The organism is Cohnella sp. SGD-V74, from assembly GCF_003001675.1.
Taxonomy (GTDB): Bacteria; Bacillota; Bacilli; order Paenibacillales; family Paenibacillaceae; genus Cohnella.
In genome coordinates, this window is record NZ_PVYW01000008.1 from 235,451 (window position 1) to 249,107 (window position 13,657).

The window sequence follows — 13,657 nt, forward strand, 5'->3', positions numbered from 1 at the left end:
GTGAGGAGTAAGCAACGGGCAGGAACAGAGATTTCGGGTGAGAAAGGAAGAACGGATGAGAACGGGCAGCGGGAAGGATGGTGAGAGGGGTTGGAGAAAGGAGGGAGCTTAGGAGGCGAGCGCTTCGTTCGTGATTTTCTCGATGTCGATCGGGGAGCGGGAGCCTTCGCTGACGAGATCGGGGAGGATGTTTCGCAGGAAGTAATCGACGCAATGGAGCTTGATTTGTTTGATTTTGATCAAGGCGTTGCGGTACATCGTGACGAATTCCTTTTCCGTGTTGCCCAGCTGCAGCTCCGAGAAAGCCTCGTAGATCTGATCCATTTTGTCGGCGACTTCCAGGATCTGGCCTTCGACCGAGTTGTCTTTGCCTTCGCGCAGCTGTCTGTGGAAGATCGGCTGGAATTCGGCGGGAATGTGCTCGTCGATGAAATGGTCGACCATGCCTTCCTCGACCTGCTGCAGCATGGCTCGCAGCTCCAACGAAGAATGCTTCACGGGCGTCTTGATGTCGCCGATGAATATTTCTCCGTAATCGTGGCTGCTCGTAATTTCGTACAGCTTCTTCCAGTCGATGGCGACTCCGTTGCTCTCTTCGATGTCCGCCAACGTTTTCGCGTACTGCACGACCTTCCACGAATGCGCCGACACGCTGTGCTCCTGAAACTTGAACTTGCCCGGGCAGCGGATAATCCGCTCCAGGTCGGTTAACGATTGAAAATACGTATGAATTCCCATAGACCTCATTCCTTTCGCATATCTGGATGACAAGCAGTTGCTTTACACCCAGTATACAATCGGTTTGTTAAGGGAGAATTAACGGCGGGTCATGTGCGTCTTTGTTAGAAGAAAATCAATCTCAGAGACCCCGCCGCCGACAGTCCGAGCACGCAATATTGGAACCAGCGCTCGGGCAGCTTGGCCAGCACGCGAATGCCGACCCAGGCTCCGACGACAATCGGAACGATCATCAGCGAGTTGAAGAGCAGCGAATCCCAAGTGATGATGCCGAGCTGTACGGAGAAAGGCACCTTCAGCAGGTTGACGAGGAAGAAAAACCAGGCTCCGGTGCCGACGAACACCTCCTTGGGCAGCTTCTTGGCCAGCAAATAGATCGACATGACGCCTCCCGCGGCGTTGCCGATCATCGTCGCGAATCCGGCCGTTCCTCCCAGAAAAGGATTGAACCACGAAGCGAGCCATCCCTGGCCCGAGAATTTGTCGCCGAACCGCTCCCGAATAAGATGCAGCGCGATAAGCGCCAGCACAAGCCAGCCGATGGTCAGCTTAAGCGTATGATCGCTGACGATGTCCAGGAAGAAATAACCTGCGACGACTCCGACCAAAACCCATGGAATAAGCACGATCAAATATTTCCAGACGACCTTGCGCCGGTAATAGGCAACCGCGATGATATCCCCGAAAATGAGCATCGGCAGAATGATGCCTACGGAATCTTTGGCCGGGAACGCCATCGCCATCAGAGTCACCGCGAATATCCCCGAGCTCGGAATCCCCGTCTTCGAGAATCCGATCATTAAACCGGCGGCAACGCCGATCAAGAGCTCCAATCCGTCCAGTTGCAAGAAACCTCTCCCCGATCTCGCTGTTTCGTTCATTGTAACACGGAAGCCCATTTACGAAACAAACGAATTATGAGACGGAATACCAGAGAATTCCTGCTGAGTATCCCGTATTTCCGTTAGCTGCTGTCGAGGACGAATTATGACGTTAACAACTACGACTGACAATTGACTTACAAATAGCTTGCCAGATCTCTTGCGCGTAAAGAATGTCTGCCGGACCGTTAGGGGCGGCCAACGGCCCGGATTCGCACGCGTAACGGTCTGCCGGACCGTTAGGGGCGGCCAACGGCCCGGATTCGCACGCGTAACGGTCTACCGGACCGTTAGGGGCGGCCAACGGCCCGGATTCGCGGGTGTAACGGTCTACCGGACCGTTAGAGGCGGCCAACGGCCCGGATTCGCACGCGTAACGGTCTGCCGGACCGTTAGGGGCGGTCAATTCGAGTGGCTCTATCTGAATTCTTTCGGTGTGTGCGCTCATGTGTGTGAATTGGCCCGTCGTAGAAAACAGCCCCCGGCATACACCGAGGGCTGTTGACTTTGCTTACCGCTGGAAAAACTCGATCCATTCCTTATCCGGACCATGAATGAAGAAGTAGCGATGTCCGTTCGGCAGCGCCGTAATCTCCTCGAATCCGGGCACGAAGGGGATGTTTAAGCTTTTGATCCGCTCGTGCTCCGCCTCGACGTCGTCCACGGTTACCGCGAAATGGTGCACCTTGCCCTCTGCGGGCAGTTGGTCGTTATACCCTTGGATCAGTTCGATCTCGGTTTCGTCGGAGCCTCCGGCTCCGAGAAAGGCCAATTGCAGCACGCCATTCGTATGGGCGACCCGGCTTTTGACCTCCAGTCCCACAATCTCCGTGTAGAAACGAATCGTCGTTTCGAGATCCTTCACCATTACGCCGACATGATCGATTCTTTTCGTTGCCATCCTTATAACCTCCGAATCCTGGAAATGCCTCTATCCTACTGGATCAAATCCGAGTCGTCAAGGAGGATATGGCTTAAACGGAATCTCCTGCCATCCCTAAGATGCAGTTCTACTCTAAAAAAAGTTGAAATTAGTTTAATCGCGAAACGGTGGGAAAATCAAAGTTTGATGAATTTTTTGAAAAATGGTATAGAAGGGAAAAGGATTTAACCTTGAAATTATAGGAAAAAGGACAAGTTAGATTCAATATATTCTGAAACTTTTAATTAATAAGTTGAAAATAATTGATATTTGTTTAAAGGTGTGATAGAGTGTAAGCGCAATCATCATTTCGTAAAAGGGGAAGAGAAGGATGACGATGAGACAGGGATGGCGACAGAGGCTGGCTCTTCTGCTCGTTTTCGCTCTGGCGTTCGGCGTCGCCGCGCCGGGCGGGGGCGGATGGAGCCGAGCGGCGAGCGCCGCGAGCGTGAATCTGATCGCGAACGGGGATTTCGAATCCGGGAACCTGGACGGTTGGAATACGAGCGGCAACAGCAAGTTCAAGGCGACCGATTCCGAAGCGCGCGGCGGTTCCTACGCGCTTGAGATCGGCGGGCCGCAAAACTGGAACGGCATCAAATATACGGCCGACGTGGAGCCGAACACGAATTATGCGCTGAAGTTTTACGGCAAAGGGGCGGGAGGAGCCGCCTACAAAGTGCTTCAGGCATCCGATGAGGCGCAGCTGACCGAGCATTACACCGGAGCGAACGACAACTGGACGCTCTATACGGTGGAATTCAACAGCGGCGCTAACGACGGGGTCGTCATCTACTTGTCCGATGCGGGCGGTGTCGCTTTTTACGACGATTTCACGCTCGAACGGGTGTTGAACAATCTGTTCTCCAACGGAGATTTCGAATCCGGGAACTTGGACGGCTGGAATACGGGCGGCAACGACAAGTTCAAGGTGACCGATGCCGAAGCGCGCGGCGGAGCTTACGCGCTTGAGATCGGCGGACCGCAAAACTGGAACGGCATCAAGTATACGGTGAACGTTGCGCCGAATACCGATTATACGCTGACGTTCTACGGCAAAGGCGCGGGCGGCGCGGCATACAAGGTGCTGCAGGCATCGGACGAAGCGCAGATCACGGAGAACTATACGGGCGCCCATGACGACTGGCATCTGTATACGGTGAACTTCAACAGCGGAGCGAACTCCGCGATCATTGTGTACCTCTCCGATGCGGGCGGCACGGCCTACTACGACGATTTCTACATCGGCGATCCGATCGTTAGCGTCCTGCCGCAAGCGAGCGGAGTGACGATCGGCGGCGCGGCGAAAGTGGCGGGCGCGCTCGTCGGTTCGTTCGACTACGCGCATTCCGGCGGGACGGCGGAAGGCTACTCGATGTACCGGTGGCTGCAAGCGGACGAAGAAGACGGGGCGTACGCGCCCATTCCGAGAGGCTGGGGCCAGACATTCACACTGACGCAAGCCCAGGAAGGCAAGTACGTGAAGCTGGAGGTGACGCCGGTGGACGCCGCGGGCGTTGCAGGCGAGCCGGTGCTGGGCGCAGACGCGGTCGGACCGGTGGCGGCCGCGACAGCCAACGACTGGCTGGGACTGCGGCTCGGCGAGGCCAGCCGCGAATTGAGCGCCGCGCCGATCGGCGACGGATATGCGCAATATCCGCTTGCCGCCTGGAACAGCCTCGACGAGGCGATTTCCGTAGCGGAATCGGTGTACACGGCGAATACGGCGACGCAAGGCGATATCGATCTGTTGAATGCGGCGATCGCGGCTTTCGACGGTTCGCGCAACAAGAAAGACGCGGGCTTCGACCGTTTCGTCACGACCTCCGGCACGAAGCTGATGGACGGAAGCGATGAGCTGCGGTTCATTTCGTTTAACTATCCGGGCGGGCTCTACAACGAAGACGAAGGCCCTTACGGCATCATGCCGACGGAATTCGAAATGGAGGACGCGCTTCGGACGGCCGTGCAGACCGGCGGCCAAGTGCTGCGCACGTATACGCTGACCGTTCGGGATAAAGCCGATCCTCCGCATGTGCTGCGGCATATCGACGGACCGGGCGTACTGAACGACGAGGCGTTCAAGTCGATGGACAAGCTGCTGGAGCTGGCGAACAAGCACGGCGTGCGGCTCATTATTCCGTTTATCGACAACTGGGATTGGCCGCCGGGCGGCATTACCGACTTCGCCCATTTCCGGGGCAAGGGCCGATTCGATTTTTACACCGATCCGCAGTTGATCGAGGACTTCAAGCTGGTCATCGAGCAAGTGATGAACCGCGTTAACACCTACACGGGCGTGCGCTACAAGGACGATCCGGCCATCCTCGCCTGGGAGACGGGCAACGAGCTGATGGTCGCGCCGGAGTGGATGTCGGAGATCGCGGCTTTCTACAAGAGCGTGAACCCGAACCAGCTGCTCGTCTCGGGCAACCAGATGGAGCTGCCGCATTTCTACCGGAATCTCTCTCCGCAAGCGCTGGCCGACCCGAACATCGATATCGTCAAGAGCCACTACTACGACGGCAACTACGCGAACCGGGTCAGAACCGACAAAGCGCTGGCGGAGGCGCACGGCAAGCCGTTCTTCGTCGGAGAGTTCGGCTTCAAGCCGACGTCGGAAGTCGTCTCGATGCTCAACGAAACGATCGCGGGCGGAGCGTCGGGCGCGCTGATCTGGAGCTTGCGTCCGCACAGCGCCCAGGGCGGATTCGTTCGCCACAGCGAGTACGAGGTCGGCGGCATTTTGTATCGCGCTTACCATTGGCCGGGCATGCCGTCCGGAGATTATCTGGATGCGACGAATTTGCTGCGCGTCGTGCGCGACAAAGCTTACGAAATTCAAGGGAAGCCGGTGCCTCCGCTGCCTTCTCCGGAACCGGCGCCTGAGCTGCTTGCATCCGATTCCGTGACCAAGCTGTCTTGGCTCGGTTCGACGGGAGCCAGCTACTATACGGTGGAGCGGGCGGAATCTCCTGCAGGTCCTTGGACGGTCGTGGGAGAGAACGTGCTCGACGATGTCGAGCCGGGCGAGAACATGTTCTCCGACTGGACGGCGGTAACCGGAACCGCATATTACTATCGGGTCAAAGGAATAAACGCGAGCGGGGCGAGCGATTATTCGCCGACGCTCGGTCCGATTGCGGCGAAATACGTGCTGGAAGACGATCGGACGGACGAGTCGAAGCAGTATTACTCGGAGCCGGGCGCGGTCGTGTACCGGACGCCGAGCGCGATCAAAGGCTTTGTCGTCGACGCGCAAAGCGCCGGGGGCGGAGAACCGTTCACGTTCCTCGTCTCGGACGACGGCATTGCGTACGTGCCGGTGACGCCGGTGCGTGCAGGCACGGAATATACGTGGACTGCGCCTTCCGTTTCGGCGGCGAACCATCTGAAAATCGTCTACCCGGACGGCGATGAAAATAACGGCACGATCGTCCGCGTCGAAATCGAGTTCGTCGGAGACGGCTCCGCGCTGACGCCGGTTCAGCCGCTTCTGACTTCGGGCGTATTGACGGATCGGCTGGACAATTTCAATTCGATTTTCTACAGGGAAGGTCAGTTGGCGTTCGATACGGCGACTCCCGAGCTGTACGGCGGGGACGGCTCCAGGCTGGCGCGCGGCGGCAGCGATGAAGCGTTCGTCGTGTACCGGACGCAAGGGGAGATGAAGGCGTTTAAGCTCGAAGGGTATTACGCGGCGGAGCCGGCTTCGGAAGACGCGTTCCGATTCTACGGCTCGACGGACGGAGAAACCTATTCGGAGCTGGAGACGGAAGTCGTGCCGCTCGGCGGCGATCGCTTCAAGGCGAACAGCATGGCGAAGCAGCTTCCGGCAGGCATCAAGTTTTTGAAAGTCGTCTTCCCGGAAACGGGCAATCCGCAAATCGGCGGCGTGCAAATCGCGGTCGGCGCGGGAACGATCTCGCTGCCGGGCGAGCCTCCGGCTCACGTGATCGATGCCGGGGACCATTACGGCGGAGAGAATCTGCTGCTTGCCAAAGCCTACCGGACGGAACCGGAAGGCGGAGTGCAGCTAAGCTTGGATTCCGAAACGAAGCGGTCAGGCGAATACGCGCTGCGTCTGGCGTTCGATCTCGGCTCCGTTTCACGGGCGGGCATCGTGAAACCTTTGGCCGATGCAGACCGCAGCCGCTATGACACCTTGCAGCTGTGGGTGCGTCCGGACGGCCAGCCGCGCGCGCTGAGCGTCGCGTTGAAGGACGAAGCCGGACGAACGTGGACGAGAACGTTTACGGCATCCAACGTGCAAGGCGGCTATATCAGTCTGCCGCTTAACGCGCAGCAAGCGGATTTGACGACGCTGACCGAGTTTTCGCTTCATGTGCTCGGCGGCACCGGACCGTCGGCAGGGTACGTGCATCTCGACGATATCCGCTTCACCCAGACGCGTGTGATCGACGACTTCGAAGGCTATGCCGGCAATGAGGCGGCTTTCGCGGCTCGTTACGGAACCCGCAACACGGGCGGCGGCGCGATTGCCGCGTCGCTGTCGGATGAAGTCAGGGGCGGCGGAACGTACTCGATGCAAGTCGACTACGACATGACGGGACCGGGTTATGCCGGCCTCATCACGCAGCTTCCGAGTGCCGACTGGTCGGCGTATACCGGCTTGCAGTTCTGGATTCAGCCGGGTCCGAGCTCGCATAAGCTGACGATTCAAGTGAAAACGGGCGCGGGCGAATATATGGAAGCGACCGCAGAGATCGAGGGCGGCGCGGATGCGCATCTCGTAGAAATTCCGTTCGCCGACTTCGATTATCCGTCCTGGTATGGCGGGTCGGGGACGCTGGATCCGCGAGAAATTTTAGAATTCAACATGTACTTGGGCTTGTTGAACGAACCGGCGGGATCATTCCACCTGGACGACATCCGCTTGACCGGCCAGGCCGGTCCGGGACCGAACCCAAATCCGAACCCGGGATCGGGATCAGGATCAGGTTCGAGTCCGGGCAGCGGAACGGCTGACGGAACCGTCGCGATCGACAATCCGAGCGTCGACGCAAGCGGCAACATCGCGGCCGCATTGTCGGACGCGACCAGGCTGACGATTCCGGCGAACGCGAGCGCTTGGGCGCAAGCGAAATCGCTGGTCGTAAGCGGCAACGGATTCTCGGCAGCGATTCCGGCCGACGTCATTCGGCAAATTCAAAGCCTTGCGGGAGCAGGGGCGTTGGCGGACAGCGACATTTATTTCGAAGCGGTGCCTGTTGCCGGCGCGAACGCATTGCTGGATCAGGCGGGCCGGAAAAATACAGTCGGCATACGGGCGGCGGGAACGGTGTATACGTTCCGCATCGGCCTCGTCGGACCGGACGGCAAGGAGTTGCCGCTCGAACGATTCGAAGGCGGCATCGCGCTGTCGTTCGAGCTGAATGAAGGAGCGGATCGCGACCTGGTCGGCATCTATTGGATCGGCGCGGACGGTTCGCTCGAGTACGCAGGCGGAGAGATTGAGGGCAATCGGATTACGGTTCGCGTTCGCCACTTCAGCGCTTATGCTCCGCTTGAATACCGCAAGACGTTCGCGGACGTGAAGAGCGGACATTGGGCGGCCGACGTTATTGCGAAAGTCGCGGCCAAGCACATCGTGCAAGGCGTAAGCGCGACGGAATTCGCTCCGTCTCGCAGCGTAACCCGGGCCGAGTTCGCGGCGTTCCTCGCCCGCGCGCTGAAGCTGGAAGCTTCCGGGGCGGCGCCGTTCGCGGACGTTGCCGCAGGCAAGTGGTACGCGGGCGTTGTCGCCGCCGCATCCGAGGCGGGCATCGTGCAAGGGCGCACGGCGGACCGGTTTGCCCCGGATGAGACGATTACAAGAGAGGAAATGGCGGTCATGATCGTTCGGGCGTACGAGCGCCGGACAGGCGCGAAAGCTTCCGGTCAACCCGATGCCCCGTTCGCGGATGCAAGCGAAGTGAGCGGATGGGCTGCGGCATCGGTGGATGCGGCGTCCGCGCTCGGACTGATTCAAGGCAAGGGCGGCAGTCGGTTTGATCCGAAGGGCAGTCAGCTGCGGTCGGAAAGCGCTCAAGTCATCTGGAATTTACTCACTCGTTAAGCGCTGGTTTTCCGGCGCACGTTCCCCCTTCCGGCACGCTCGGGAGGGGGATTTTTTCCGGAGAGGAGGTGGTGCGGGCATCGTCCCTATACAAGCGGTTTTTTCGGAGAGGAGAAGAGAGAGCCGGCTGATCTATTAAGGAGGTTGGAAGTGATGAACGGTTCTGTCGGTACCGCGCGCGTTCCTGCATTAAGGTTTCGGAGAGGTTTGTTTATGGCTTTGGCCGCCGTTCTCTTGCTCGGAGGGCTGTCGCTGGCTCCGCCCAAAGCGGAGGCAGCCGTTAACCTGGCATACGGAAAACCGGTTACGGTATCGTCTGCGGAATCGGGCGCGTACGGAGGGCAGTATGCGGTTGATGCGAACGGAAATACAAGATGGGCATCCGCCTGGTCGGATCAGCAGCATATCATCGTCGATCTTGGCAGCGTGCAGACGGTCGCGCGCGTAAGGCTTGCATGGGAGGCGGCCTACGCGCTCGGATATCAAATTCAGACTTCGACGAACAACACGACGTGGACGACCGTCTACTCGAACTACAACGGAACCGGCGGCAGCGACACGATCAACTTTGCGGCGACGCAGGCGCGATATGTGAAAATGTACGCGTTCCAGCGCGCGACGGCGTACGGGTATTCGTTGTACGAGTTCGAAATTTACAACAATCAAAGCACGGGAGGAGGAACAGGGACGACGAACTTGGCCTACGGCAGGCCGGTAACCGTCTCGTCATCCGAATCGGGCGCGTACGGAGGGCAGTATGCGGTCGATGCGAACGGCAATACAAGATGGGCGTCCGCCTGGTCCGATCAGCAGCATATCATCGTCGATCTCGGCAGCATGCAGACGGTAACGAGCGTCAGGCTCGCATGGGAGGCGGCCTATGCGCTCGGGTACCAGATTCAGACTTCGACGAACAATACGACGTGGACGACCGTCTATTCGAACTACAACGGAACCGGCGGCAGCGACACGATCAACTTTGCGGCGACGCAGGCGCGATATGTGAAAATGTACGCGTTCCAGCGCGCGACGGCGTACGGGTATTCGTTGTACGAGTTCGAAATCTACGGAAGCTCATCCGGCGGAGGGGGCGGCGGCCCGATCGGAGTGCTGCAATATTTGCAGAGCATCAGCGGCAGCCAGACGGTGGTCGGCATTCATAATCGGGAACCGAACGCCCAGCCCGCTCTGCAAACCAACACCGTATTTGGCATTACCGGACGCTACCCCGGTCTGTGGAGCGGGGACTTCCTGTTTTCCCAGAGCGACGTGAACAACCGCTGGAACATGATCTACGAAGCGAAGCGGCAGTGGGACAACGGGGCGCTCGTCAACATTATGATGCATGTGACGAATCCGAAGCAGGGCGAAGTGGGCTCATGGGACGGAGGAGTCGTCAGCTCCTTGACGAACGCCGAGTGGAATTCCTTGATTACGAACGGCGGCACGCTGAACACGGCATGGAAGCAGCGTCTCGATACGTATGCCGTCTACCTGCAATACTTGGAGGACAACGGCGTAACGGTGCTGTTCCGTCCGTTCCATGAAATGAACCAGGGCGTTTTCTGGTGGGCCGGCCGCTCCGGTCCGAACGGCACGGCGGCGCTGTACCGGTTGACGCACGACTATTTGGAAAATGTCAAAGGCTTGAGCAATCTCGTCTGGGTGTGGAACATGCAGGATCTCGACTTGAACTGGAGCGCCTACAACCCAGGCAACAATTATTGGGATGTGTTCTCGGTCGACATCTACAACCCGGACGGATTTACGACGGCCAAATACAATGCGGCGATCGGCGTCGCGGGCAACAAACCGATCGCGATCGGCGAATGCGCGGTGCTGCCGACGGCAAGCCAGCTTCTGGCCCAGCCGCGCTGGACGTTCGTCATGAGCTGGGCCGAGCTGACGTTCCAGAACAATTCGAACGCGCAGCTTCAGGCGCTGTACAATGCGTCTAACGTCATTACGAGGGACGAGCTTCCGACGTTCTTGTAACGAGACGCGCAAACGATAAAAACAAACCTCGGCCCGTTCGGACCGAGGTTTGTTTGGGTTAAAGCGCGTCCAGCTGGTGCGGAAGCCGCTTACGGGCAATCGCCGAGCAGCTGCCAGACGTCCCATTGGCCGCTTCTCAGATCGGGCCTTTCGTTCAGCGTCCACCATTTGGCTTGATACTTTTTCCCGTTATACGTGACTTGGTCTCCGTTCACATACACTTGCGATGAGCTCCAGGGAGCCGGACAGGTGACCGTGTCTGAAGTCGTCGCCGTATGCGCATTGCTTGCCGGAGATACGTTGCCGGCCTCGTCGGCCGCGTAGACGGTGAACGTGTAGGCAGTGTTCGGCGACAGTCCCGTTACGTTGTAGGTAAGCGTCGAGCCGTTAACGGTGTCAACCAGCGTAGAACCGTTGTAAATCCGGTATTCCGAGACGCCGACGTTATCGGTCGCCGGTCCCCACATCAGAGATACGCTGGTCGCCGTAACGCCCATGTCGTGCAAGCCTGCCGGAGCTGTCGGAGCTTGCGTGTCCGGGACGGGAGGGGTTGTCGTTGCCGCCGCCGTATTGCTGTCGGGCGACGAATTGCCCGCAAGATCCCGCGCCACGACCTTGTACGAGTAGGAGGTATTGGCCGCAAGTCCGGTATCCTGATAAGCGGTCGTCGCGCCGTTCACCGTGCCGACGAGCGCTCCGTTGCGATAGATCCGGTACTCGTTAACGCCGACATTGTCGGTCGCCGCCGTCCAGGCGATCGATACGGTCGAGGAAGTCTCGTTCGTTACGGCCAGATTGGTCGGAGCGGTAGGCGGAATCGTGTCGGCCGGACCGGCGAAGTTGACGTCGATCACGTTATAGAAGGCGTTGGCCGTATCGGCGATTTCCCATACCGCCAGGATGACGTGGTAGCCGGTACGAACCGGAATGTCGCACGTATGGGAGAACGTAAACGGCGGCTGGCCGCTGTATGGCAGGTTGCAGAACGGAGTCAGGTCGAACGAAGCTCTGGACAGCGGCGCGTTCGGATCCCAATCCGGCTTCGTGATGTAATACTTCCAACTGGCGGTGGAATGCGCGGCTGTCAGCTTCCAGGTGAAGGTCGTCGGTCCCGGGGTGACGTTCACCTTCGCCCAGCGGGTGGCGGACTGCTCATCCAGCTTGGGGAAGACGCCGCCAGCGCTGGCGATCTTGCCGTCGGCCGGGCCGGCGTTGGGCCAGCCTTTGGGCGCTTCGAGGCTTTGCGGCTCGTAGACGATCGCTCCGCAATCGGTATTCACATTGTTTTTGCACAGAATCGCCCTGCTGGAAGGAGAATCGACGTATCCGTGAGCGGATGCGCTGTCGGCCAGCCACGCGGAGAGGGCGAACGCGATAACCATTCCGCCTGCGGCGACGAGCAGCTTAAACCATCTGGCAGAGTCTAACCGGACTTGCTTCATCATTAATAATTCCTCCTCATAATTAGGGTTTGGCCGGGCTTTTTGAACAGAAAAGTTTCTTTGATCACCTCCGATTTTGACGGATCGCTGAAATGGGCGGAACATGAGGACGCAACGACGGTTCGGCGAGGAATTACAGGATCGGCAGGAAAACCATCACCCCCTTTACTCGTTCGGTAATCGGACCTGATACGATCATCGGCGACTGAGTGCGCGAGCGGTGCGGCGGACAGGGACGGGAATTAGCGAGAAGCGGTAGAAGCGTATGGGGAAAGCCTGAAAAGAAAACGCTTACTTATAAAATAAACCCGAAAATCGGAAAATGAAGGGAGAAAAATATATAAAAAGGATAAATTCCTACAAAAAGGAGAAAATGCTGCATCGAAGCTTTGATGTTCCTCCGATCAGCCGCATTGAAGCTCGCCGATCCGTTTACGCCCCTATTTGCGGCACGCGGACAGAGGTACAAGCGCGACAAGCCTTCCGGCCATAAGCTGAAGGATGACGGACAACCGTAAAGCGGCGCCTGCGCGGGAGCGAGGCGGGCGCCGCAGGCATGTCCGGGCTAAGAAGGGAGAGGTGCGAAATGGCGAACATCACCCGTTCGCAAGCGCGGAAGCTGCTTGGAAAGCACGTCTACGCGGTCCGCAAGGACGGCTCGGTCGCTTCGGGCAAGCTTGTCCGGATCTCCGGAGACAAGCTCATTCTGGAGCAGCCGCGAGGCAAAAAAGCGAGGACCAACGCGATTCTTCCGCTCGTCCTGTTCGATCTGCTGGCGCTGGGCACGGTGGCCGGCGGAGGCTGGGGAGGCGGTTGGGGCGGAGGCGGCTGGGGAGGCGGCTTCGGCGGAGGATTGGGCGGCGGTTGGGGCGGTGGCTGGTGGTAAACGGCGGTCTCCACCCGCGACGACGCCCTGTGCGCGCATTTACGTATATAAGGACTTGAAGAGCTCGACGACTTTTAACGACGGAATAACGCTGAGCGTATCGTAACCGAGCCGGCGGTAAAACCGCAGAGCCCGATAATTATGATCGTCGACGAATACGTGCGACGCGACGCAGCCCTGGCTTCGTCCGTAGATCTCGGCGCGCTGCATCAGCGCCGTTCCGTATTTTTTGTTCTGATGCCTGGAATCTACGGCCAGCAAGTCGATGAACAGCTTCGGATGCCGAAACTCCATGTGGAGAAAGCCGAGCGGGGGGCTTCGGTCCGTCTTCGACGCGACCAGCGTAGCGCCTTTGCGAAGCCGCTTGACGATATCCGCATGCAATCTTCCGTCCCTGGGATGCTGCCAAGGGGAGATCGGAACGAGCTGCGTGCGGACGAGTTCCACGATGGCTTTGTCGTCGCGAGTTCTTCTCCATCGGATCAACGGTATTCCTCCTTCTTTTTATAGAAGCTCGACATAGGCCCGGAAGCTGCGGAATTGCGGTTTTATAACGTATGAACAAGTCGTTCCGCCCGGAACGGCTAAGATGTGTATTGACGAATGTCCCCGCGGGGAATATAATAAATGCTAAATCGACTGAACATTCAATAGCCGTGATGAGGAAAAAGCGATAGGGCTCTTATGCTCAGAGAGCGTCGGATTAGCTGAGAC

8 protein-coding genes are annotated in these 13,657 nt (G+C 58.5%); 3 read left to right on the plus strand and 5 right to left on the minus strand.

All coding sequences use genetic code 11. The features are described from left to right. Positions 1-108 precede the first annotated feature (108 nt). The 3 genes from B0G52_RS14515 to B0G52_RS14525 all read right to left on the minus strand — a co-directional run bounded on the left by B0G52_RS14515 (position 109) and on the right by B0G52_RS14525 (position 2,520). Entirely contained in the window at positions 109-738 is a 630-nt protein-coding gene (locus B0G52_RS14515; protein ID WP_094045467.1) for a YfbR-like 5'-deoxynucleotidase, read from the minus strand. A 104-nt stretch (positions 739-842) separates the two neighbouring features. Then, entirely contained in the window at positions 843-1,586 is a 744-nt protein-coding gene (locus B0G52_RS14520; protein ID WP_233162671.1) for a sulfite exporter TauE/SafE family protein, read from the minus strand. 544 nt (positions 1,587-2,130) lie between these two features. Next, positions 2,131-2,520: a VOC family protein gene (locus tag B0G52_RS14525; protein ID WP_094045469.1), complete on the minus strand. Its 390-nt coding sequence runs from the start codon at positions 2,518-2,520 to the stop codon at positions 2,131-2,133. A 352-nt stretch (positions 2,521-2,872) separates the two neighbouring features. Here B0G52_RS14525 and B0G52_RS14530 point away from each other — a divergent pair, with 352 nt between their 5' ends. After that, positions 2,873-8,620: an S-layer homology domain-containing protein gene (locus B0G52_RS14530; protein WP_094045471.1), complete on the plus strand. Its 5,748-nt coding sequence runs from the start codon at positions 2,873-2,875 to the stop codon at positions 8,618-8,620. Positions 8,621-8,773: 153 nt separating this feature from the next. Then, positions 8,774-10,615 (plus strand): discoidin domain-containing protein, encoded by a 1,842-nt coding sequence (locus B0G52_RS14535; RefSeq protein ID WP_094045473.1) that lies wholly within the window; start codon positions 8,774-8,776, stop codon positions 10,613-10,615. Positions 10,616-10,704: 89 nt separating this feature from the next. Here B0G52_RS14535 and B0G52_RS14540 read toward each other — a convergent pair whose 3' ends face one another. Beyond that, entirely contained in the window at positions 10,705-12,057 is a 1,353-nt protein-coding gene (locus tag B0G52_RS14540) for a lytic polysaccharide monooxygenase (protein WP_094045564.1), read from the minus strand. A gap of 586 nt (positions 12,058-12,643) precedes the next feature. On the opposite strand from B0G52_RS14540, the gene B0G52_RS35915 reads away from it, so the two are divergent. Further along, positions 12,644-12,943 carry a 50S ribosomal protein L33 gene (locus tag B0G52_RS35915; protein WP_094045475.1) on the plus strand — a complete coding sequence of 100 codons (300 nt, stop codon included), beginning with the start codon at positions 12,644-12,646 and terminating at the stop codon, positions 12,941-12,943. Positions 12,944-12,982: 39 nt separating this feature from the next. On the opposite strand, the gene B0G52_RS14550 is transcribed toward B0G52_RS35915, so the two are convergent. Then, positions 12,983-13,429, minus strand: a complete 447-nt coding sequence (locus tag B0G52_RS14550; protein WP_158223716.1) for a GNAT family N-acetyltransferase — start codon at positions 13,427-13,429, stop codon at positions 12,983-12,985. Positions 13,430-13,657 lie beyond the last annotated feature (228 nt).

Coding starts and splice junctions, on each gene's coding strand:
- B0G52_RS35915 (WP_094045475.1), top strand. CDS start 12,644: ATGGCGAACATCACCCGTTCGCAAGCGCGGAAGCTGCTTGGAAAGCAC.
- B0G52_RS14515 (WP_094045467.1), bottom strand. CDS start 738: ATGGGAATTCATACGTATTTTCAATCGTTAACCGACCTGGAGCGGATT.
- B0G52_RS14530 (WP_094045471.1), top strand. CDS start 2,873: ATGACGATGAGACAGGGATGGCGACAGAGGCTGGCTCTTCTGCTCGTT.
- B0G52_RS14535 (WP_094045473.1), top strand. CDS start 8,774: ATGAACGGTTCTGTCGGTACCGCGCGCGTTCCTGCATTAAGGTTTCGG.
- B0G52_RS14525 (WP_094045469.1), bottom strand. CDS start 2,520: ATGGCAACGAAAAGAATCGATCATGTCGGCGTAATGGTGAAGGATCTC.
- B0G52_RS14540 (WP_094045564.1), bottom strand. CDS start 12,057: ATGAAGCAAGTCCGGTTAGACTCTGCCAGATGGTTTAAGCTGCTCGTC.